20 protein-coding genes are annotated in these 21,760 nt (G+C 57.8%); 11 read left to right on the forward strand and 9 right to left on the reverse strand.

From position 1 onward, the window contains the following. Nucleotides 1-68: 68 nt before the first annotated feature. From AC2FIM_RS06855 to AC2FIM_RS06870, 4 genes are read left to right on the forward strand one after another with little or no spacing between them, the layout of a single operon-like run. Nucleotides 69-1,100, forward strand: coding sequence for a branched-chain amino acid ABC transporter permease (locus tag AC2FIM_RS06855; RefSeq protein WP_142635752.1), 1,032 nt, complete (start codon nt 69-71; stop codon nt 1,098-1,100). Nucleotides 1,101-1,103: 3 nt separating this feature from the next. Next, nucleotides 1,104-2,309, forward strand: coding sequence for a branched-chain amino acid ABC transporter permease (locus tag AC2FIM_RS06860; protein ID WP_142635754.1), 1,206 nt, complete (start codon nt 1,104-1,106; stop codon nt 2,307-2,309). A 9-nt stretch (nt 2,310-2,318) separates the two neighbouring features. Beyond that, a complete protein-coding gene (locus tag AC2FIM_RS06865) occupies nt 2,319-3,074 on the forward strand; it encodes an ABC transporter ATP-binding protein (protein WP_142635756.1) in 756 nt (251 codons plus the stop codon). Between the two features lie 9 nt (nt 3,075-3,083). Next, nucleotides 3,084-3,839 (forward strand): ABC transporter ATP-binding protein, encoded by a 756-nt coding sequence (locus AC2FIM_RS06870; protein ID WP_142635758.1) that lies wholly within the window; start codon nt 3,084-3,086, stop codon nt 3,837-3,839. Between the two features lie 324 nt (nt 3,840-4,163). Here the strand turns inward: AC2FIM_RS06870 and gph are convergent, their stop codons facing one another. Further along, complete coding sequence (gene gph, locus AC2FIM_RS06875) at nt 4,164-4,829, reverse strand: phosphoglycolate phosphatase (RefSeq protein ID WP_142635760.1); 666 nt, start codon at nt 4,827-4,829, stop codon at nt 4,164-4,166. 220 nt (nt 4,830-5,049) lie between these two features. Here gph and hemP point away from each other — a divergent pair, with 220 nt between their 5' ends. Continuing rightward, nucleotides 5,050-5,217, forward strand: a complete 168-nt coding sequence (gene hemP / locus AC2FIM_RS06880) for a hemin uptake protein HemP (protein WP_142635762.1) — start codon at nt 5,050-5,052, stop codon at nt 5,215-5,217. Next, entirely contained in the window at nt 5,214-5,690 is a 477-nt protein-coding gene (locus AC2FIM_RS06885) for a hypothetical protein (RefSeq protein ID WP_142635764.1), read from the forward strand. The genes hemP and AC2FIM_RS06885 overlap by 4 nt, the downstream gene beginning before the upstream one ends. Before the next feature lie 52 nt (nt 5,691-5,742). Here AC2FIM_RS06885 and AC2FIM_RS06890 read toward each other — a convergent pair whose 3' ends face one another. From AC2FIM_RS06890 to AC2FIM_RS06920, 7 genes are all read right to left on the reverse strand, one after another. Then, on the reverse strand, nt 5,743-8,808 hold the full coding sequence (locus AC2FIM_RS06890) for an aminotransferase class III-fold pyridoxal phosphate-dependent enzyme (RefSeq protein ID WP_271948235.1): 3,066 nt from the start codon (nt 8,806-8,808) through the stop codon (nt 5,743-5,745). A 108-nt stretch (nt 8,809-8,916) separates the two neighbouring features. Then, complete coding sequence (locus tag AC2FIM_RS06895; protein ID WP_271948233.1) at nt 8,917-9,789, reverse strand: NAD(P)-dependent oxidoreductase; 873 nt, start codon at nt 9,787-9,789, stop codon at nt 8,917-8,919. 97 nt (nt 9,790-9,886) lie between these two features. Next, nucleotides 9,887-10,276 (reverse strand): Cu(I)-responsive transcriptional regulator, encoded by a 390-nt coding sequence (cueR, locus tag AC2FIM_RS06900; protein WP_271948231.1) that lies wholly within the window; start codon nt 10,274-10,276, stop codon nt 9,887-9,889. Further along, on the reverse strand, nt 10,273-12,753 hold the full coding sequence (locus AC2FIM_RS06905) for a heavy metal translocating P-type ATPase (protein WP_496707966.1): 2,481 nt from the start codon (nt 12,751-12,753) through the stop codon (nt 10,273-10,275). Before AC2FIM_RS06905 ends, cueR begins: the two co-directional genes overlap by 4 nt. Nucleotides 12,754-12,856: 103 nt before the next feature. Then, entirely contained in the window at nt 12,857-13,018 is a 162-nt protein-coding gene (locus AC2FIM_RS06910; RefSeq protein WP_185956647.1) for a hypothetical protein, read from the reverse strand. A 47-nt stretch (nt 13,019-13,065) separates the two neighbouring features. Then, nucleotides 13,066-13,686, reverse strand: coding sequence for a pyridoxamine 5'-phosphate oxidase family protein (locus tag AC2FIM_RS06915; RefSeq protein ID WP_142635772.1), 621 nt, complete (start codon nt 13,684-13,686; stop codon nt 13,066-13,068). Between the two features lie 12 nt (nt 13,687-13,698). Further along, complete coding sequence (locus AC2FIM_RS06920) at nt 13,699-14,163, reverse strand: nuclear transport factor 2 family protein (protein ID WP_271948226.1); 465 nt, start codon at nt 14,161-14,163, stop codon at nt 13,699-13,701. A gap of 296 nt (nt 14,164-14,459) precedes the next feature. Here AC2FIM_RS06920 and AC2FIM_RS06925 point away from each other — a divergent pair, with 296 nt between their 5' ends. Both AC2FIM_RS06925 and AC2FIM_RS06930 read left to right on the forward strand, forming a co-directional pair. Continuing rightward, nucleotides 14,460-15,035: a TetR/AcrR family transcriptional regulator gene (locus AC2FIM_RS06925; protein ID WP_142635776.1), complete on the forward strand. Its 576-nt coding sequence runs from the start codon at nt 14,460-14,462 to the stop codon at nt 15,033-15,035. Nucleotides 15,036-15,141: 106 nt separating this feature from the next. Further along, nucleotides 15,142-16,299, forward strand: coding sequence for an acyl-CoA dehydrogenase family protein (locus AC2FIM_RS06930; protein ID WP_142635778.1), 1,158 nt, complete (start codon nt 15,142-15,144; stop codon nt 16,297-16,299). A gap of 55 nt (nt 16,300-16,354) precedes the next feature. Here AC2FIM_RS06930 and AC2FIM_RS06935 read toward each other — a convergent pair whose 3' ends face one another. Continuing rightward, entirely contained in the window at nt 16,355-17,248 is an 894-nt protein-coding gene (locus AC2FIM_RS06935; protein ID WP_142635780.1) for a LysR substrate-binding domain-containing protein, read from the reverse strand. Between the two features lie 98 nt (nt 17,249-17,346). On the opposite strand from AC2FIM_RS06935, the gene AC2FIM_RS06940 reads away from it, so the two are divergent. Genes AC2FIM_RS06940 through AC2FIM_RS06950 form a run of 3 tightly spaced genes read left to right on the forward strand, consistent with a single transcriptional unit; the run spans nt 17,347 to nt 21,750 of the window. Further along, complete coding sequence (locus tag AC2FIM_RS06940; protein ID WP_271948660.1) at nt 17,347-18,516, forward strand: pyridoxal phosphate-dependent aminotransferase; 1,170 nt, start codon at nt 17,347-17,349, stop codon at nt 18,514-18,516. A gap of 10 nt (nt 18,517-18,526) precedes the next feature. After that, complete coding sequence (locus AC2FIM_RS06945) at nt 18,527-20,719, forward strand: dehydrogenase E1 component subunit alpha/beta (protein WP_271948221.1); 2,193 nt, start codon at nt 18,527-18,529, stop codon at nt 20,717-20,719. Next, a complete protein-coding gene (locus AC2FIM_RS06950) occupies nt 20,716-21,750 on the forward strand; it encodes an ACP S-malonyltransferase (RefSeq protein ID WP_496676382.1) in 1,035 nt (344 codons plus the stop codon). The genes AC2FIM_RS06945 and AC2FIM_RS06950 overlap by 4 nt, the downstream gene beginning before the upstream one ends. Nucleotides 21,751-21,760: the final 10 nt, after the last annotated feature.

Genomic DNA, 21,760 nt, shown 5'->3' on the forward strand with positions numbered 1-21,760 from the left:
TCTCTGACCTAGAAAACGGGCTCTCCCGCCTATGGGGGAGTCCACTGGACAGGCCAAAGGTGGGGACTATGGACGCCATTCTTCTGCAAATTCTGAACGGGTTGGACAAGGGGTCGGCTTATGCGCTGATCGCGCTTGGCCTGACGCTGATCTTCGGAACGCTTGGAGTTGTGAACTTTGCCCATGGGGCGCTGTTCATGATTGGTGCGTTCTGCGCCGTGTCTTTGCAAAAACTCTTTAACTTGAGCTACGTGACCCTTGATGAAAGTCAGAAAGATTTTCTGGGCAACCCGCTGAAGGTTGAAACCCCGTATATAGAGGCCTGGTTCGGCCCCGAGATTGGCGCGTCAATCATAGATTGGTCCGTTCCTCTGGCTGTCCTGTTCGCGATCCCGATCATGTTGTTTGTCGGCTACGTGATGGAGCGCGGGCTGATCAAACATTTTTACAAGCGCCCTCATGCGGATCAGATCCTTGTGACTTTTGGCCTGGCGATCGTGCTGCAGGAGATCATCAAATATTTCTTCGGTGCCAATCCGATCCAGACCCCGCCCCCCGATATGCTGAGTGGGTCTGTTGATCTTGGCATCATGGTTGGATTCGATCCCAACGCCATCATCTATCCGATCTGGCGGCTGGTCTATTTCGGGTTTGCTGTTGGCATTATCGGAGCGGTGTTCTCGTTCCTGCAATTCACAACCTTTGGCATGGTCGTGCGGGCTGGCATGGCAGATCGTGAAACGGTGGGCCTGCTGGGGATAAATATCGACAGGCGGTTTACCATCATGTTCGGGATTGCGGCCGCGGTCGCGGGTCTTGCCGGGGTGATGTACGGGCCGCTCAACCCCCCGAATTATCACATGGGCATGGACTTTCTGGTTCTCAGCTTTGTGGTTGTGGTTGTGGGGGGGATGGGCTCATTGCCGGGCGCGGTTTTGGCCGGGTTCCTGCTGGGCGTGCTCGAAAGCTTTGCGTCGACCACCTGGGCCACGACCACGATCCCCGGCATCAACCAGATCATCATCTACCTTGTCGCCATCATCGTGCTTTTGACCCGTCCACGCGGGTTGATGGGGCGCAAAGGCGTGATGGAGGAATAAGCCATGTTGGGACTGAACAAGAGAGATACCAGCCTGCTGATCATCGTCGCCATACTGACCCTGTTGGCGCCCTTTATCCTGAACCCGTTCCCCGAAGGCAGCGCCATGGCGCAGTTCAACGCGGGCTATCCCGATTTGATGCAGCGGTTCGTGATCTTTGGGATCTTTGCGATCGGCTTCAACATTCTGTTTGGATTGACCGGATACCTGTCCTTTGGCCATGCGGCCTTTCTTGGGGTGGGGTCGTATTCCGCAGTGTGGATGTTCAAACTGCTCAGCTATAACGTCGTTCCGGCCATCGCGCTCAGCGTTCTTGTCGCCGGGGTGTTTTCGCTGCTGATCGGATTTGTCAGCCTGCGTCGGTCGGGCATCTATTTCTCGATCCTGACGCTGGCTTTTGCACAGATGAGCTTTGCACTGGCCTATTCGGTGCTTTCGAACCCAAAATTCAACCTGACAAATGGTGAGACCGGCTTGCAGGTCTATGCGGACGATCCGCAGATCCTGCAATCGGCCAGCGCGCCGAACCTACCGCATCTGTTCGGCATTCCCATGCGCGCGACCTATACGTTGGATGTAGGTGCCTGGAGCTTTGACTTTAACGCGGGCTATTACCTGTGTGCGGTGATCATGATGGCGGTGTTCTATCTCTCTATTCGCATCTTCCGCTCGCCCTTTGGCATGATGCTGCGGGCGGTGAAATCCAACCAGCAGCGGATGAACTATACCGGCCTGAACTCCAAACCCTACACGCTGGCGGCCTTTGTGATCTCGGGCATGTATGCCGGTCTGGCGGGGGGGCTGATGGCCGCGATGGACCCGCTGGCGGGGGCCGAACGGATGCAATGGACCGCCTCGGGCGAGGTGGTTCTGATGACCATTCTGGGCGGTACAGGGACTCTGATCGGGCCGGTACTGGGAGCAGGCTTTATCAAGTATTTCGAAAACATCTTCTCGAAGATCAACGACAATGTTCTGCACAGCTGGTTCGCTTTCCTGCCCGATGGGCTTGAGGACGCGGTTGTGTTCCTGATCCATCCGTTCATCGGCAAGGGTTGGCATCTGACGCTGGGTATCCTGTTCATGCTGGTGGTGATCTATCTGCCGGGTGGGCTGGTTGAAGGTGGTCAGCGGCTGATGGGCTGGTTCAAGCGTAAGAAACCGGGCGCCGATGATGCCCCGAAGGGCAAAACCGAGCCAGCGGAATAAGGGGGCACCATGGCAATTCTACGAGTCAAAGACGTCAGCAAACGCTTCGGTGGCCTCAAGGCGCTGTCGGATGTGAACCTCAACGTCGAAGAAAACTCGGTCCACGCGATCATCGGCCCGAACGGTGCGGGCAAGTCAACCTTGCTGAACTGTTTGGTGGGAAAGCTGATGCCGGATACCGGTTCTGTTTTGTTCGACAACAATTCTGTTCTGGGGTTGGAACCCTATCAGATCAACCAGATGGGTATCAGCCGTGTGTTCCAGACGCCCGAGATTTTCGGCGATTTGACTGTGATGGAGAACATGTTGATCCCGATCTTTGCGATGCGGGACGGCGCGTTTCGGATGCACGCCTATGAAACCATCTCCAGTGAAAAGGCGATTGTCGAGCAGGCCGAGGCGATGCTGTTAGAGATGAACATGGCTGACAAACGCGAGATGCACGCGGCATCGCTGTCACGCGGGGACAAGCGACGACTTGAGATCGGCATGTGCCTCAGCCAGAACCCGCGCCTGCTTTTGCTGGACGAACCCACCGCCGGGATGGCCCGGGCAGATACCAACAACACGATCGACCTGCTCAAACAGATCAAGGACGAGCGTGACATTACCATCGCCATCATTGAACATGACATGCATGTGGTGTTCAGCCTGGCCGAGCGCATCACCGTTCTGGCGCAGGGAACACCTCTGGTCGAAGATACGCCAGAAAACATCCGCGGGCATCCCAAGGTTCGCGAAGCTTATCTGGGTGAGGCCGCGTAAGGAAAAGCAATGAACGAGAAACCTGACTTTTCGAAAAACGCCAATATGGCCAGCACCGCCCCTGCGTTTTTGTCGGTGTGGGACATGCATTCATACTATGGCGAAAGCTATATCGTGCAGGGCGTCAGCTTTAACGTGCACGAAGGTGAAATTCTGGCCCTGCTGGGCCGGAATGGTGCTGGCAAGACCTCGACGCTCAGATCCATCGCGCGGGTCAGTGACCCCGAGGTGCGTCATGGTGAAATCTGGCTGGATCACAAGCCGCTGCACAAAATGACCAGCTATGAGGCCGCCGCCGCAGGCCTTGGCCTTGTGCCAGAGGATCGCCGTATCATCCCCGGTCTGACGGTCGAAGAGAACCTGCAACTCGCCCAGATCGCTCCACCTGTCGGCTGGTCGCTGGAACGGCTTTATGAGCTGTTCCCAAGGCTGGGTGAGCGCCGCAAGCAAGAAGGAATTACCCTGTCTGGCGGAGAGCAGCAGATGCTGTCGATTGCGCGGGCTTTGGCACGGGACATCAAGGTGTTGCTTCTGGATGAACCCTATGAGGGGCTTGCCCCGGTGATTGTGGATGAGATCGAAAAGACTCTGCTTCACGTCAAACAGCAGGGTATGACCACGATCATTGTCGAGCAGAACGCGGTGCGCGCCCTGGAATTGGCGGACCGTGCGATCATTCTGGATACGGGCAGCATCGTGTTTGATGGAGCCGCCAGCGAGGTGTTAGAGAATCCACAGCTGCGCGAGGAATATCTGGCAATCTGAACATGCGGATTCAGCAATTGTTCTGAACCGTCGGGCGGGGTGTTCATCCCCGCCCTTTTTCGTTGTTCAGCTTTCGATTGGCGGTGTCCTGGGGCCGGGTCACCAACGGAAAATGACAATATTCAACGAATTTCTGGAATTTACGGATAGTTTATTATGTAATTTCAATACCCTATCTAGGGCTACGGGAAACCCCCTATATCTTTGATTGGAGCGATTCGTTAACTTCAAATCATCCAAGGAGTTTCCAAGGACCTACCACTTTTCCCCCTTGAGGGGCTGGCTACTTACCCCCTCGGCCGGCCCCTCACTAGTTGGGGGACATCAACCCAATTCCCCCAAAAGCTCACTTACAAGCGCAGGCACTTCGTGCCAGTCGGCGAAGTTACGGGTATGATACAGTTCAGAAACCGGGCTTTTCCGATAACCTTCCGTGAATAGCAAAAATGGCACCTGGGCCCGTTCAGCGGTTTCTGCATCGACCTCACTGTCACCCACGAACAGGCGCGGACCTATAGCGGCCACTGCTCTAAAACTTGCCTCAAGATGGGCTGGGTCTGGTTTGCGCGTGGCCAGGCTGTCACCACCCAGGGTGGCATCGAAATGATGGGTCAGGCCCATCGACTTCAGAACATGGTCAGCCGGTGCTTTGGGTTTGTTTGTACAAACACCCAGAACACATCCCATCTGGCGCAGCTGTTCAAGCGCTTCGGCCACGCCGGGGTAGACGACGGTTTTGTCGCTGGAGGCTGCGTTGTAGTGGGTCAGCGTCAGTTCCGATAGCTCGGCATGGCGATCCATAGGCAGGTCGCAATGAAACATCATGCGTTCTACCAATTTCGGGAGGCCATTGCCGACGAATTGTTTGATCGTGTCCTGGGGCAGGGGCGAGACACCAGTGTCCCGCAGCATTGCATTCGCAGCGGCGGTGATGTCCGGAAGGCTGTCGACCAGTGTTCCGTCCAAATCGAACATAATTGTAGCGCTCATTGAAATCCTTGCCTCTGAAGCTGCACCGCAAGTCCTAACTGGTGTGTTCAGGCAGTGCAATTCAACCCGGTTGCGAGAGTGGGATATTGAGGCTTGACATACCTGACTAAAATAATCAGATTATATTTCAAGCCATCAGCAACCCCAGAAACGGGCCAGCCAGATACCTGAAAAGTAAACCGATAAGGCGCATTGCCCGAAACCTTCCGGAGTGATCCTGATGAATGTTCAGAACCCGAATCCCAGCCAGTCTTTTGCCGTATCAATGCTGCCTGCACATAAGGCTGAAGATCTGACCAAAGGGGGCAATCTGGCCCATATCGAGCTGGGCGATCAGCTGTACACCTTGCGCATCACGCGCGCGGGCAAACTGATCTTGACGAAATGAGCGCGCCTGCAGCCCGGGGTGGCGCGACCGTTGGCCGTCTGTCCGACCTAAGCCCTGTCGAGGCCGGTGCGGTCATGTATCTGCGCCTCTGGGGGGACGGAATGCAAACGCGTATGGATGCGGCGCAGGACTTTCAAATCGCCCTGGGTACGGATCAGGGCCGGGCAGCGATGTTGACGCTGGACCGGCTGTGCTCGCTTTGTGCCCATCACGGGCGGCGCCCGCTGATCCGGCATGGGTTGGGCTGTGTCTGCCTTGGCGCGGATGAAAACTGTTTCGCCCAGATGATTGCGGCGGCATCAGAAGGCGCGCGCGAAGACGCTATGATGATGGCGTCCCTGATCGTCCGTCCCGATTTTGCCCCCGCATTGGCCGCTTTGTCTGAGGAATTAGGGCTGGCTTTGCGACGCATGACGGTCTCGATCCCGATGCCAACCCCAAGACATCAGAACCCCACTGCCACGCTGCACTAAGCAGCAGGGCAGGTGCAGAACCCCGGCGAATGCGCGCCGGGGTTCCGTGCCCTCAGCAGCAGCCGCACCCTGCGTGGTGATGGTCATGATCGCATGAGGGTGGCGGGCTGTAATCACCAACTTCTGCCAGCACATCCCGTAATGCCCACAGGATCATGTCCACATCTTCCGCCTCGATCGTCAGCGGCGGGCGAATTTTCAGGATGCTGTCCTTTGGGCCTTCGCTGCCAATAAGAATCCGGTGGTCGCGCATCCGGTTTTTGACATATTGGCAGATCTCACGGCCTTCAGAGCCATCGGGGTTGATCAGTTCGACTCCAACGAACAGGCCCATGCCGCGCACATCACCGACAGATCCGAAATCGGTCTCGATCTGACGCAGGCCTGTCATCAACCTGTCGCCCATCAGGCGGGCATTGTCCTGCAAGCCTTCATCATCGACGATATCCAGAACTTCTTTGCCGATGCGGCAGGACAGGGTCGATCCGCCAAAGGTCGAAAAGAACTCGATCCCGTTATCAAAGCTGCGGGCGATCTCTTTGGTAGTAACCAGAACGCCCAATGGATGACCGTTGCCAATGGGTTTGCCCATGACCACGATATCCGGCAGCGCGCCTTGATGCTCAAAGCCGAAATAATATTCGCCCAGACGCCCCAGACCTGTCTGCACCTCGTCGGCGATGCAGACACCACCAGCGGCGCGGATTTTCTCATAAACCGCGGGCAGATAGCCTTTGGGTGGTATGATCTGCCCGCCAACTGAAGGGAAGGTCTCGGCAATGAAACCGGCAACGCCCTGACCTTTGTCCTGTAGGGCTGCAATCGCTGGGTCCACTAGATCTGCAAACTTCTGGGCGCGATCGGGGTCGTCGCGCCGGAAAGACCCTCGGTAGTCATCCGCGACCTCAACCAGTTCCACCCAATCCGCCTGACCAACTCCGCCCGGTTTGTTGAACTTATAGGCCGAAATTGCCACGGCGGCGGTGGTATTGCCGTGATACCCGTGATCGGGCGTCACGATCCCTTTGGCGCCGGTATGGGCGCGGGCCAGCCGCAGGGCGAGCTCATTGGCTTCGGTGCCGGAATTCACAAAGAAGCAGACCTCGAGGTGATCGGGCAGCTTGGACAGAACCTTATCGGCAAAAGCCGTCTGGGCCGGATGCAGATACCGGGTGTTGGAATTCATCCGCTTGAGCTGATCTGCTGCGACAGCCTGAATGCGCGGGTGGGCGTGGCCCACATGGGGTACATTATTATACGCATCCAGATAAGGGCGACCCCATTCGTCAAACAGGTGATGCTTCCAACCGCGTACCAGCATGACTGGATCGTCATAGGTCAGGGACAGGTTGCCTCCGAAGTGGTCCTGCCGTCCCTGCAGGATCGCCTGTTTATCGGTCGGCCGATAGAACACCTTGTCATCGGGAAGGTTCAGCAGAGCCGCCGGATTCGGGCAGACGGCGTGCCACAGTTCAAGCTCGTCAGGGTCGCCAACACCCGGCCAGTTGGCCCGCATCCCGTTCGTAGTCAGGGCCAGCTGGAAATGTACATGTGGGGCCCAGCCCCCGTTCTGTGTGACATCCCCAAGCCGTGCAAACGCCGCTCCCTGTGCGACTGGATCGCCCGGGTTCAGCCTGTCGCAGACCTCGGGGTCCAAATGTCCGTAGAGTGTATAGAACGGATCGCCTTGGGGTGTTTCGTGATGCAGGATCACCACCCCGCCATAGTCAAGGTGACTGTCGCGATTCTCGACCGCCTCGACCCGGCCACTGATCGGGGCATTCAGGACAGTGCCGGCAGGCGCGAACACATCCACCGCCAGATGCACGGTGCGTCGGTCCGAAGCTTTCCATGGCCCTTTGCGGAACCCCGGCTCTGCGTAAATCAGGCGGGGTTCATTGTAATATCCCAACCAGAAGTCTGTGCCATTTTCCTCGCCAACACGTGCCGCCTCGGCCAGGGGCATGTGGAAAGGATTTTGCGGCCACACCGAGTTTTCGACCGATAGCGAGCCAATGGGCACATCTTTTAGTCCCTGTCCAAACATCTCGGCGAATTGACCACGATGCGCGGACAGATAGGCATGGATGCGTTCGGCCCCATCGGTGACCGGCAGACTACAGGCGACGCGCAGGCGCGCTGGCATCAATCCGCCGTTGACGCTTTGGTCCTCAAGAAACCGCCAGGCCGGCGCCTGACTGATAGTGACATAAGGATCATCCGGGTTTTCAAGGGCCATCAGGGTCGAGTTCACAACCGACACAGCCAGTCGCATCCGCAAGAGAGGCCAGATCAGTTCGACTTCGTCCGCGCGCAGGGGGTTTGCCGCCTGATAGCCGCGCACCAGTGCCGCCAATGCGCGATCGGGTTGCGGATGATCCAATACGATATAGGCCCCGGCAATCGCCAGATCGCAAACGCGTGGCGCGGCACACATATCGCCAAGGTCAATCAAGCCCGACACCCCCGGGCGCTGGCCAGGCTCTGCTTCGACCAGAACGTTATAATCATTGGCGTCATTATGAATCGCCTGACTGGGCAAGCCTGCCAACTTGTCTGATATCGCATTGAATTCGGAACATATCTCGGCCAGCACTGCCTGCCGTGCGGGGCTACTAACGGTGTCCAGATGCTGTTCGATCCACCCTGCCTGCGTCAGATTCCATTTGAAATCGCCCCGGGCCAAACCCTCATGAGTGAACCGCTCTAATGCACGGTCTGTAGCACCCAGAACGCGACCCAGCTTTAGGATCAACTCTTCGGATTTGGGTGCCGATTTCGCATAGCATTGCCCAGGCAGGCATTCCAGCAACCAAACAAGGCGCGGTACCCCCTCGTGATCTTCGATCCGGGGCAGATAATCCCCCTGCAAATCGGGAAACACTGTAGGAAATGGCAGCCCCGGTGCTTCTGAGGCGATATGTTCCAAGGCTTTGACCTGGAGGTCCACAAGCTCTGCTTCGCATCCGGGGCGCATGACTTTCAGAACATAATCCTGTCCGTTGGTTGCCCGGACCAGAAAATTAAGATCGTATTCGCCGTCCAATCGGGTCAGCCGCGCGTCCAGCCCCCAGTTTTGCCGCAAAGCATTAGCCCAAAATGCGATGATGTCGTTCATTTGAAACCCTGTCCCAGTAAACCGGGGTCCTTTTCATCTGGCTAAAAATATCTTCGGGAGTGAATTGGCCCTGCAGGCCAAGAGGGGGCAGACAGCCCCCTTTTCCCGTTACCCCAATGCGCGCAACCGTTTAATAAGCGAGGAAGTATCCCACCGATTCCCGCCCATTTTCTGCACATCCTTATAGAACTGATCAACCAAAGCCGTCACCGGCAGGGATGCCCCTGTTTCATCTGCGGTATCCAAGCAAATTCCCAGATCCTTGCGCATCCAGTCCACCGCGAAACCGTGCTCGAAATGATCGTCCAACATGGTTTCATAGCGGTTCGCCATCTGCCAACTGCCTGCGGCCCCCTGACTGATCACTTCCACAACCGCCCGGCCATCCAGCCCGGCTTTTTCGGCAAAATGCAGCGCCTCGCTGAGGCCCTGAACCAGTCCGGCAATGGCGATCTGGTTGCACATCTTGGTCATCTGACCGGCGCCACTGTCCCCAATGCGGCGACAGATTTTGGAATAGACCTGCATAATGGGCTCGGCCGCGTCATAGGCAGCCTGATCCCCCCCGCACATGATCGACAGAACGCCGTTTTCAGCCCCGGCCTGACCGCCCGAAACCGGCGCGTCCACAAAGGCAATCCCTGCGGCTTTGCCCGCGCCATAAAGCTCTCGGGTTACCTTTGCTGAGACGGTCGTATGGTCGACGAAAACCGCGCCGCTTGACATTGCGCCGAAGGCACCATCGTCGCCGGCGCAGACCATGCGAAGGTCATCATCATTGCCCACACAAGCCATGACAAACTCGGCTCGCTCAGCCGCCTCGCGCGGGGTAGCGGCCATTGAGCCGCCATATTGGGCGACCCAAGCCTCGGCCTTAGCGGTGGTTCGGTTGAAAACCGTGACCTCATGACCTGCAGCCTGCAGGTGGCCGGCCATTGGATATCCCATGACACCCAAACCAAGGAACGCAACTTTTGCCATTTGGTGAACCTCTCTGCTGTCCGGGTCCGGTCAGACGCCGCAAGCCGGATTGTTTGGCAGAGACAAAGCAAAGCTGAAGACAAAGGGCAACCCCGTGTCAGGGTTGTCGGCCCAAATCCTTCAGGATCGGACAATCAGGCCTGTCGTCGCCGGCGCAGGCGTCAATTAAATGACCCAACGTATCGCGCATCGCATTAAGGTCGGCAATCTTCGCTTCGATCTGGACCATATGCGCGCGGGCAACCTTCTTCACATCAGCACTTGCGCGGGTTTCATCCTCATACAAGGCCATCAGGGTCCGGCAATCTTCGATCGTAAATCCCAATGCGCGGGCCCGGCCTAAAAAGTTCAGTTTGTGCACATCCTGACTGCGGAACCGGCGATAGCCATTATCATCGCGCAGCGGTTTGATCAGTCCGATATCTTCGTAATAGCGGATGGTCTTGGCCGGGAGACCGGTTTGGTTGGAAACGTCGCCGATATTCATGACGTCACCATTTGTGGAGCCGCCGGGTGTGATCCCTCGGGCAGGCTGGCGCGAACCCTGCGAAGTCGCAACGCGTTGGTGACGACAAAGACGCTGGACAAAGCCATGGCTCCAGCCGCCAGAACCGGGGAAAGAAGCGGGCCGCCAAAAGGATACAGAATCCCGGCGGCGACAGGGATCAGCAAAACATTATATCCAAACGCCCAGCCCAGATTCTGTTGGATATTGCTCATGGTCCGGCGACTGATTTCGACTGCATTGGCAACCGCGCGCAGATCGCCCGACATCAGCACCACATCCGCCGTTTCAATCGCCACATCTGTACCCGTGCCGATAGCGATGCCGACATCCGCCGCAGCCAATGCCGGGGCGTCGTTAATCCCGTCACCGACAAAGGCCAGCTCTCCGAACTGGCCGCGCAGGGCGTTGATTGTAGCGAGCTTTCCGTCCGGCAGGACCTCGGCTGTGACATGATCGATGCCCAGCTTGTCTGCCAAAGCCTGCGCAGTCAGGGCGTTGTCCCCGGTGACCATCGCCAGCGTTAGGCCCATAGTGTGCAGCCGGTGCAAAGCTTCGATCGTGCCCGGTTTGACCGGATCCGAGACCGTAAGAAGTGCCGCAGCCTGACCGTTGATCGCGACGAATACGGGGGTTGCCCCTTCGGCGGCATGCTGGTCGGCCTGTTGGCTCAGCGCGGATAGATCAATGCCGTTCTGCGCCATTAATCTGGGTGAGCCGATCAGCAGATCGTGCCCATCGACAGACGCGCGGGCGCCCAGCCCAGTCAACGATTCAAAGCCGGCGATAGGGGGCAGGTCCGCCGGTCCGGCCCGCGTGATGGCCGTGGCAATCGGATGCTCGGATCGCGCCTCGACCGCAGCGGCCAGCCGTAAAACGGTATCGCGGTCAAACCCATTTATGGTCGTGACATTCGCCAGTTCAGGGCGCCCCAGTGTCAGAGTCCCGGTCTTGTCCAAAGCGATGATCTTGGCCTGTTGCAACTGCTGCAAAGCATCGCCTTTGCGGAACAGCACGCCCAGTTCAGCCGCGCGCCCCGTGCCCACCATGATCGACGTCGGAGTCGCCAGCCCCATGGCGCAGGGGCAGGCAATGATCAAAACCGAAACCCCTGCGACCAGCGCCATCGGCAAGGCAGGCGCAGGGCCAAAGATCAGCCAGATCGCAATGGTCAGTAGGGCAACGCCAATCACAACGGGAACAAACCACGCCGTGATCCGGTCGACTAGCCCCTGTATCGGCAACTTGGCACCCTGAGCTTGCTGAACCATCTGGATGACCTGCGCCAGCACCGTTTCGGACCCAACACGCGTGGCGCGCACGCGCAGCGCGCCCGTGCCGTTGACCGTGCCCCCTATCACCTGATCTTCGGCCGATTTCCCTATAGGAACGGGTTCGCCGGTAATCATGCTTTCATCCACGTATGAGGTGCCGTCCAACACCTGAGCATCGACTGGGACGCGCTCTCCGGGTCGGATCTGCAGCACATCGCCAACCAGTATTTCGGATATGGGTCGATCGACCGTGCCCCCGTCCTGTTCTAGCCGGGCTGTTTTCGGTTGAAGCCCGACCAGTTTGCGAATGGCGGCCCCGGTCCGGCCTTTTGCCCGCGCCTCCATCGCGCGACCCAGCAGGATAAGGACCACGATGACCGAGGCGGCCTCGTAATACACATTTGCACTGCCTTGTGGCAGAACCTGAGGCGCAAAGGTGGCCAGGACGGAATACAGATAGGCGGCACCGGTTCCCATCGCGACCAGAGCATTCATATCAGGTGTCCCGCGCAGCAAGGCCGGGATACCCTTGGCATAGAACACCCTTCCGGGGCCGATCAGCAGAACCGACGTCAGGACAAACTGGATGATATGGCTGGTCTGAATCCCGATTGTTGCCTGAACCCAGTGATGAAAGGCTGGGATCATGTGCCCGCCCATCTCGAGTATAAACACGGGCAAAGCCAGCGCCGCAGCGATCAGGGTGGTGCGGATCAGCGCAGAGGCTTCGCCCGGTTTCTCATCGTTGCTTTCGGCCATCCTGGAAGGGTGCGCCGGATAGCCCGCTTTAGTGCTTAGCTGCGCCAGCTTCACAGGATCAGTTGCCCCGTCGGCAAAACGAATGGTCGCGGTTTCAGTGGCCAGGTTGACCCGAGCACTTATGACGGCCGGATCTGCGCAGAGTGCTCGTTCAATCCTTGCGACGCAAGAAGCACAACTCATTCCGTCAATCTGCAGAACGGCTTCTGCCACTGACACCGGATAACCAGCTTTGTCCAGCGCGCCGGTCAGGTCGCTGATCGGCCCGTCATAAGTGACCTGTGCAGTCTCGGTTGGGAAGTTGACCGAAGCCTCGGTAACCCCGGGAACATTGCGCAACGCAGATTCCACGCGGCCTACGCAGGATGCGCAGCTCATTCCGGTGACCTTCAGTCTGATAGTATGTGAGTTGGCCAATCGACTCATCCTGTCCTGTTTCCAACCCTAGATGGGGGTTCCAGTCACAGGAAGGTCAAGGGCAGAGATCATGATTCAGGCACAATCTTTTGTTTCGAGGGCCGTACGGTTCTTAGTCTTGGGCCAGTTTTTCCAGCAGCAGCGAATTATAAAGCGCGGGCGGGGATGTCCGAACAGCTTCGGGAGATGCGAAAAACCCCAGCATAAGAAAGGCAATCGACAGAGCGAAACCAAACAGGACTATGAAGGCTCGGTGAAGCGTTAACGTTATCATGGTGTCAGTCCTTGAATCACAAGTTGGGGAATGCTTGGCACTGGGGCTTATTTCTTATTTTCCAGTTCCCGTTTCAGCCGGTCATTTTCCGCCTGAAGTTGGGCCAGCTGCTGGCCCAATTCGTTCAGGTGGGGGCGCAGCTCGGCCTCGGTGAATCGTGGGGTAATGTGACTTGGGCAATTCCAGTCCAGACCTTCGACCTTGATAATGACGGCGCGTTCGGCCGGGGTCTGGGTGCCTTCGGGGGAGAGGCTGGCAGCCGCCGCAGCGCCTTCGGCAATTTCGACACGCCCAAGTATTTTCAGGCGTCGCTGGTTGGCATAATCCATCAGGATCAGCGCAACCCGGTCATTGCCATCCAAATTCCCGCGCGAGATATACTGTTTGTTGCCCGAAAGATCAGCATACCCAATGGTCTGCGCATCAAGTACTCGTAAAAACCCCGCGGGTCCGCCGCGATACTGCACATATGGCCAGCCGGTCTCGGACACGGTTGATTGGTAGAACCCGTCGCGGGCCTCGATGAACTCTTTTTCGGCGGCTCTGATTTCGTGACCCTGCACAGGGCCGCTTTCCAGGAATTTCGCATAGGTTTTTGCCGATCCCATCCTTTCTTGATGGGTGAGAACGGCAGGCGTGAAGGTTAGTTTGGAAAAAGCACGTGGCATAATAGGTCCTTTCTACAGGCCCAGATCAGACAGGCCGGGATGGTCGTCAGGGCGCGGACCAAGAGGCCAAAGGAAAACCCGATCCTGTTGCCTGATCGGAAGGTCGTTCAGCGAGGCATGACGTTTGGCCATCCGACCATCCCTATCGAATTCCCAGTTCTCGTTACCATATGAGCGGAACCACTGGCCGCTGTCGCTCCGCCATTCATAGGCATAGCGCACGGCAATACGGTTTTCCGAATAGGCCCAGAGTTCTTTGATCAGCCGGTACTCCTGCTCATTTCTCCACTTGCGGGTCAAAAGCGCGTGAATTTCAGCATGGCCCGCGACAAACTCGGCCCGATTCCGCCATTGGCTGTCCTCGGTATAGGCGGGCGTCACGATATCCGGATCGCGGCTGTTCCAAGCATTTTCAGCCATGCGGACCTTTTGTGTAGCGGTCTCAGCAGTGAATGGCGGCAGAGGGGGGCGGCTCATGTCATGATCCTTCAGGTCAGCGATGCAGCGAGCAGCGCAAGGGTCAACAGAATTGGGATGTACTGGCGGTTGAAGGGGCTGGTACGGCGTTTCATGACGGCTCCATAGTTAACTGATCGGTACATCATGTTGTTAAGGTGTACTGATCGGTACCTATTTGCAAGGGGTGCCTGTAAAATATCTAAAATTTTTCTCTATCCAGGTGGAAAATAAAGAGAATTTTCTGAACATTGATGGCCCTTGCGGATTATGGAGGGTACAATTATGTACAGATCGGTACGTATAGGAGGCGAATCATGCGCCCAAACAAAAGGGATGAGCTGGTCCGCAAGGCCCTGAAGGTCTTTTATCGCGACGGTTTTCATGCGACCGGCATGGACAAGCTGGTGGCTGAGACGGGTGTGTCGAAGACTTCGATGTACAAACATTTCCGCACCAAGGAAGATCTGATACTGGCGGCTTTGCGCCTGCGGGACGAGAATTTCCGCAACTGGTTCATGCGTCGTGTCGAGGAATTGGCCGACACCCCTGCGGACCAGTTGATTTCAAGCTTTGATGCACTGGGCGAGTGGTTCGCCGAAGACGGGTTTCGCGGCTGCATGTTCATCAAGGCTGGCGCCGAGTTCCAGGAGAAAGAGCACCCGATCCACGTGCAGGCGGCGGAGCACAAGCGGTTGTTGTTGGAATATTTCACGGATCTGGCCCGCAAAGCCGGTGCCTTCGACCCTGAAAGCCTGGGATGTCAGATTCTTCTGCTGAAAGAAGGGGCAATCGTGACGGCGGTTCTGTTGAAAAGCTGTGATCCCGCGCAAGATGCCAAAGCTGCAGCGCGGGTCTTGCTGGAAAACGCGTTGGCCGCACCGATCCAGTGACCCGGCGAAATCTTCCAAAAGACGTTGCGTAGCGTTTCATCCAACGCATTGGATTACTTGGCGGTCCAACTTACGCTGGCGGCAAGTTGATCTTGGAGGATGCGCAATGTCTCTTATTACCCCTACATCCAGCTGGGTGTCCGAAGAGCACCAGATGTTTGCCGAAATGGCGAACCGTTTCATGCAGGACGAACTGGTGCCCAATATCGAGCGCTGGACCGAAAACGGGGTTGTTGATCGTGCGTTCTGGCGCAAGGCCGGTGACATGGGACTGATGGCTGGCGCGATCACCGAAGAACACGGCGGTGTCGGTGGTGGCATGGGATTTGATGCTCTGACCATGTACGCCCAGACCTCGCACGGAGATTCCGGTTGGGGCTATGCGATCCAGTCGATTGTCATCCACTATATCACCGCTTATGGCAGCGAAGATCAAAAGTTGAAATGGCTGCCGAAACTCGCCTCGGGCGAGATGGTTGGCGCGCTGGCCATGACAGAGCCCGGAACCGGTTCGGATGTGCAGTCGATCCGCACAACTGCGGAAAAGAACGGTAACTCCTACTGTCTGAACGGATCCAAGATCTTTATCACCAATGGGCAATCTGCGGACTTGATCCTTGTGGCCGCAAAGACCGACAAGACCCAAGGGTCGAAAGGGGTATCGTTGGTCGCGGTCGAAACGCAGGGCGCAGATGGGTTCCGCAAGGGGCGGAACCTCAAGAAACTGGGCATGAAGTCCAATGACACGGCCGAGCTGTTCTTTGAGGACGTCAAGGTCCCGATGACAAACCTGATTGGTGCGGAAGAGGGGCAGGGTTTTTACCAGATGATGCGGCAACTTCCCTGGGAACGCCTGACGATTGCAATCGGTGCCCTGGGTGCGATTGATTTCGCGATTGCCGAAACAGTGAAATACACGCAGGAGCGCAAAGCCTTCGGTCAGCGCGTAATGGATTTCCAGAATACCCGCTTCAAGCTTGCCGAGTGTAAAACCAAGGCCGAAGTGCTGCGCAGTTTTGTCAACGACTGTATTGCCCGGCTTGAGGCTGGAACTTTGGATGCATCGACCGCGTCGATGGCCAAATACTGGGGGTCTGAGGTGCAGAATGAGATCATGCACGAATGTCTGCAGCTGTTTGGTGGCTATGGGTTCATGATGGAATATCCGATTGCTCGGCTTTACGCGGATGCGCGGGTTCAGATGATCTATGGCGGGACAAATGAGATCATGAAGGAACTCATTGCTCGGTCGTTGGACACATAATCCTGTTCGGGACGCTCCCGCCCCGCAGTTTTCTAGGGTGGTCGGAATGGCCCGGTCACGAGATTTGGTCGACTTGGCCTTGCAGCCAAGAACAGAACGACTTCAGCGGCTCGGATGCCACCCGGGATTGCGGCCAGACCAGAAAGAAATCGCCCAGACTGACGCCCGGGCCTTTCCAGGCGGGAACAAGCCGCCCGGTTTTCAAGTCGTCTTCGACCAGATAGCTGGGCAGCAGCGCCACCCCAAGCCCATGAATTGTGGCTTGTCCCATAGTCGAGAATTGGTCGAACAACATGCCGCCAAGCCCTGATGCCACAAGCCCTTGTGCGGCAAACCATTGCTCCCAGGCGTCAGGGCGCGTTTCCAGGTGCAGCAGTGGGGCATTCATTAGCCAGTCAATCTGTTCCGGGTTTTTTGGCAGAATTTCCGGGGCGCAAACCGGTACAACGTTTTCACGCATGATCGGCAGGTAGTTGACGCCGTGCCAATCTCGACGTCCGAAATGAATCGCGGCGTCGAAATGTTCCGTTTCGAAATCGAAGGGGCGAAGCCGGGTGTTCAGATTGACGGTCACCTCGGGATGTCGGCGAGCAAAGTCCTGAAGACGCGGCGCCAGCCAATGCATCCCAAACGCCGGGAGGATCGACAGGTTCAGCGATCCTCCGGTCGGATTGGCTCTGAGTTTTAGGGAGGCCTGCGCCAGTTGGTGCAAGCTTTTGCGCGCGACCTGAACGTATTCTTTTGCCGCCGGGGTAAGCTGCAGCCGCATCTGGGTTCGCTGGATCAGTTCGATGCCCAGCTGTTCCTCCATCGACTTGAGCTGTCGGCTGATGGCGCTTTGGGTCAGCGAAAGCTCTTCCGCTGCCGCCGAAGCACTGCCAAGGCGGTCAACGGCCTCGAGTGCCAGCAGAGAGGGGATAGACGGCAGAAAACGACGGGGAGCGATCATATGATAATTCCTCATACCTTTCGGATGGAATATCACTGGCTTTCAGGGCCCGCCAGCCCGATACCAAATGAATATTTTGGTCAAGAGAGACGTTGGCAGTGTCCAGGGAAATCGCAGCAGATAGTTTTAGGCGTGCAGACAGGCTGCGCGGGATTGAGTTGTCAGAGATTGTTCAGATCTCTGAGCAGGCTGCGCGCCTTAAGGCGCAGGGTGTCGATGTGGTCGCGCTCAGTACTGGCGAGCCTGATTTTCCGACCCCTGAACATGTGGTCGAGGCGGCCCATAAAGCGGCGCTGGCCGGGCAAACACGGTACCCGGCGACGGCAGGGGCGCCGGACCTTCGGACGGCTATCGCCGTCGGGGCCAGTGTCCAGCCGGAAAACGTGATCGTCTCGACCGGGGCCAAACAGGTATTGTCCGGGGCGCTGATGGCCACGCTCGATCCCGGGGATGAAGTTATTACCGCGGCGCCGTTCTGGACCAGCTATGCGGATATGGTCAGGCTGTCCGGCGGTATTCCGGTTGTCCTGGACTGTCCGGTTTCTCAGGGGTTCAAGCTGACCCCAGCACAGCTTGAGGCCGCAATTACGCCGCGCACTCGCTGGCTTTTGCTGAACACGCCCTCAAACCCGACCGGCGCGGTCTATACTGAATCGGAAATGCAGGCCCTGGGTCGTGTTTTGGACAGGCATCCCAATGTTTGGGTGATCTCGGATGAGATTTACCAACACCTGACCTATGTTCCCTTCACGCCATTTGTTCAGGCCGTGCCGCATCTGGCGGATAGAGTGCTGACCGTAAATGGAGTTTCCAAGGCCTATTCGATGACCGGGTGGCGGATCGGTTGGGGAATCGGGCCATCACCCTTGATCAAGGCGATGACCGCTGTTCAGGGGCAGATTACATCAGGCGCATGTTCCATCGCGCAGGCGGCAGCATTGGCTGCGATTACCGGGCCGCAAACGCTTTTGGGCGAACGCCTGCAGGCGATGCGAGCACGCCGTGATCTTGTGGTTGCTAGGTTGAATGCCGCGGGTCTGGAGTGTGCCGTTCCGGATGGCGCGTTCTATGTCTTTCCCAAAACACCGGCTGAAATGCCGGTCGATCATGAATTCTGCCGGTATCTGCTGGACGAAGTCGGGGTGGCACTGGTGCCGGGGCGTGCCTTTGGTTTGCCGGGCCATCTGCGGCTTTCTTTTGCTTATGCCACCGAAAGCCTGCAAGAAGGGTTGCGGCGCATTTCTGTTGCGACCGCCAGATTGAAGTAGAGGGGCCGCCATGGATCGCGCTCAGATCGTTCATGAGAATTTCCTGACACGTGTGGCGCAGCACCACCTGCCTGACGGCGCCGCACCGCGACCGGGATTAAGCAACGCCGATGCGGTGTCGCTGTACCGGTCTCAGGTTCTCAGCCGGGCACTGGACCGTACCAGCCGCGCGATGCAGAAGGCGGGGCAGGGGTTCTATACCATCGGCTCGTCCGGGCATGAGGGCATGGCGGCTGTCGCCCATGCTCTGCGGCCCACAGACATCGCGTTTCTGCACTACCGGGATGCCGCCTTTCAGATCGCACGTTCGGAACAAGTGCCGGGCCAGCAAATCGCTTGGGATATGTTGCTGAGTTTCGCCTGCTCGAAAGAGGACCCGATCTCGGGCGGTCGGCATAAGGTACTGGGCTCGAAGGCACTGATGATCCCGCCGCAGACCTCGACCATCGCCAGTCATCTGCCGAAAGCTGTGGGTGCGGCCTATTCCCTGGGTGCAGCGCGGCGGCACCCGCCCGAACATCGCGAGCTGCCACAGGACGGGATCGCGATGTGTTCGTTCGGGGATGCGTCGGCCAATCATTCCACTGCGCAGGGGGCGATCAATACGGCGGGGTGGACCAGCATACAGTCGACCCCTTTGCCCCTGTTGTTCGTCTGTGAGGATAATGGGATCGGTATCTCGGTCAGAACGCCAAAGGGATGGATTCAAGCGTCGATGCAGCACCGGCCGGGGATCAAATATTTTCAGGCCAACGGTTTGGATATTTTCGAAACCTATGCGGTTGCGAAAGAGGCAGCGGAATACGTGCGCACTCGGCGCAAACCGGCTTTTCTGCATCTAAGAACCGTTCGGCTTTATGGCCATGCGGGGGCGGACGTCCCGACGACCTATATGGCGAAATCCGAGGTCGAAGCTGATGAGGCTAATGATCCGCTTCTGCATTCGGTGCGGCTGTTGGATCAGGCTGGGGCGTTATCGTCGGATCAGGCGCTAAAGATATATCAGGATACCTGCGCCCGCACCGACAGGATCGCGGCCGAGGCCGTGACCCGCCCGCATCTGACTACCGCTTCCGAGGTCATGGCCAGCCTGATCCCGCCCAAACGTGCCTGCAAACCCACCAATGGTCCGGGGGCCGAGGCCCGTGCAGCCGCTTTTGGCAGCGATATGCGCGCGATGGACGACCCCCAACCCATGAGCCGCCTTATCAACTGGGCGCTGACCGATCTGATGCTGAACCATGCCGAGATCGTCTGTATGGGCGAGGATGTCGGGCGCAAGGGTGGCGTCTATGGCGTGACCCAAAAGCTGCAACAGAGGTTCGGTCCGGATCGGGTGATCGACACGCTGTTGGATGAACAGTCCATTCTGGGGCTGGCCATCGGCATGGGACATAACGGTTTCGTCCCGATCCCGGAGATTCAGTTTCTGGCCTATCTGCATAATGCCGAGGATCAGATCCGGGGTGAGGCCGCGACCTTGCCGTTTTTCTCGAACGGGCAATTCACCAACCCGATGGTCCTGCGGATCGCGGGGCTGGGATATCAGAAGGGGTTTGGAGGGCATTTCCACAACGACAACTCGCTGGCAGTACTGCGCGATATTCCCGGTGTGATCATTGCCTGCCCTTCGACCGGTGCGGACGCGGTGCAGATGCTGCGCGAATGCGTAAGGTTGGCGCGCGAAGAACAACGCGTTGTAGTATTCCTGGAACCCATCGCGCTTTATCCGATGCGGGACTTGCATCAGGCGCAGGATGCCGGGTGGATGACGACCTACCCCTCACCGGATCGCAGCATTCGACTGGGTGAGGTTGGGGTGCAAGGCGATGGCACCGATCTGGCGATTGTGACCTATGGCAACGGCCACTACCTGTCGCAGCAAGCCTTGCCCGAACTTGAGGCCGCAGGGATCCGAACCCGGATTATCGACATGCGATGGTTGGCTCCATTACCTGCAGAAGCGTTGCGCGAGGCCACCAAAACCTGTGCGCATATTCTGGTCGTTGACGAATGCCGTCGGACCGGAAGCCAGTCAGAGGCGCTGACAACTTTCTTCGTCGAAGAAAGCCCCGACACCCTGATCGCCCGAGTAGTGGCAGAAGACAGCTTTATCGCGACCGGGTCTGCATATGCTGCGCCATTGCCGTCAAAGGATAATATTGTCGCCGCTGCGCTCAATCTGACTGGAAACCGCTCATGACCCGTACCGCCGTTGTGATCTGCCCGGGTCGGGGCACCTATAACAAGGCCGAGCTGGGTTATTTACACCGTCATCACGCAAGCCGGATGCAAATGTTTGGCAATTTTGACGCTATCCGTGCCAGTGCGGGGCAAGAGACGGTCACGGAGCTGGACGGTGCCGATCGGTTCACGGTCAGCAAGTATTCGCGTGGAGATGTGGCCTCACCTCTGATCTACGCGGCATCTCTGGCTGATGCTCAGGTGCTGGCCGATGACATTGAAGTGGTGGCTGTCACCGGCAACTCGATGGGCTGGTACATCGCCCTCGCCGTCGGAGGCGCGGTGTCGCCCGAGAATGGCTTTCGTGTGGTGAACACAATGGGGACGCTGATGCAGGACCACCTAATTGGTGGGCAGCTCGTATACCCGTTTTCAGACGATAGCTGGGTGGCTGATCCTCAGCGTAAGGCTGAGTTGCTGGCGGATGTGGCGCAGATCAACGCGCAAGACGGTCAGGTTCTGGCATTGTCGATTGATCTGGGCGGAATGCTGGTTCTAGCGGGTAACGAAGAGGGCTTGCGTGCGTTCGAGGCATCGTGGCCGAGTGTGCAAGACAGGTTCCCCATGAGGTTGGCAAATCACGCCGCATTTCACACCTACCTTCAAGCTCCGGTGGCTGCGGAAGGGCGCACGCAACTTGGTGCGGAGCTGTTCAAACAGCCTGACCGGCCTCTGATCGACGGGCGTGGCAAAATCTGGTGGCCGGGTGCGACGGACACGCAGGCACTGTGGGATTACACCCTGGGGCATCAGGTGACCGCGGCCTATGACTTCACCCGCGCAATCCAGACCGCCGCGCGCGAATTCGCGCCTGACCTGTTCATCGTGACAGGCCCCGGAGCGACTTTGGGCGGTGCCGTTGCGCAATCGCTGGTTCTGGCCGGGTGGCAGGGGATGTGCGATCGGGCAGCGTTTCAGTCGCAGCAAGAGGCGCGGCCTTTCCTGATCGCGATGGGGCGTGAGGATCAAAGGGCTCTTGTGACGACCTGATCCCGCGTCC

Source organism: Ruegeria sp. CDSC052 (assembly GCF_059610685.1).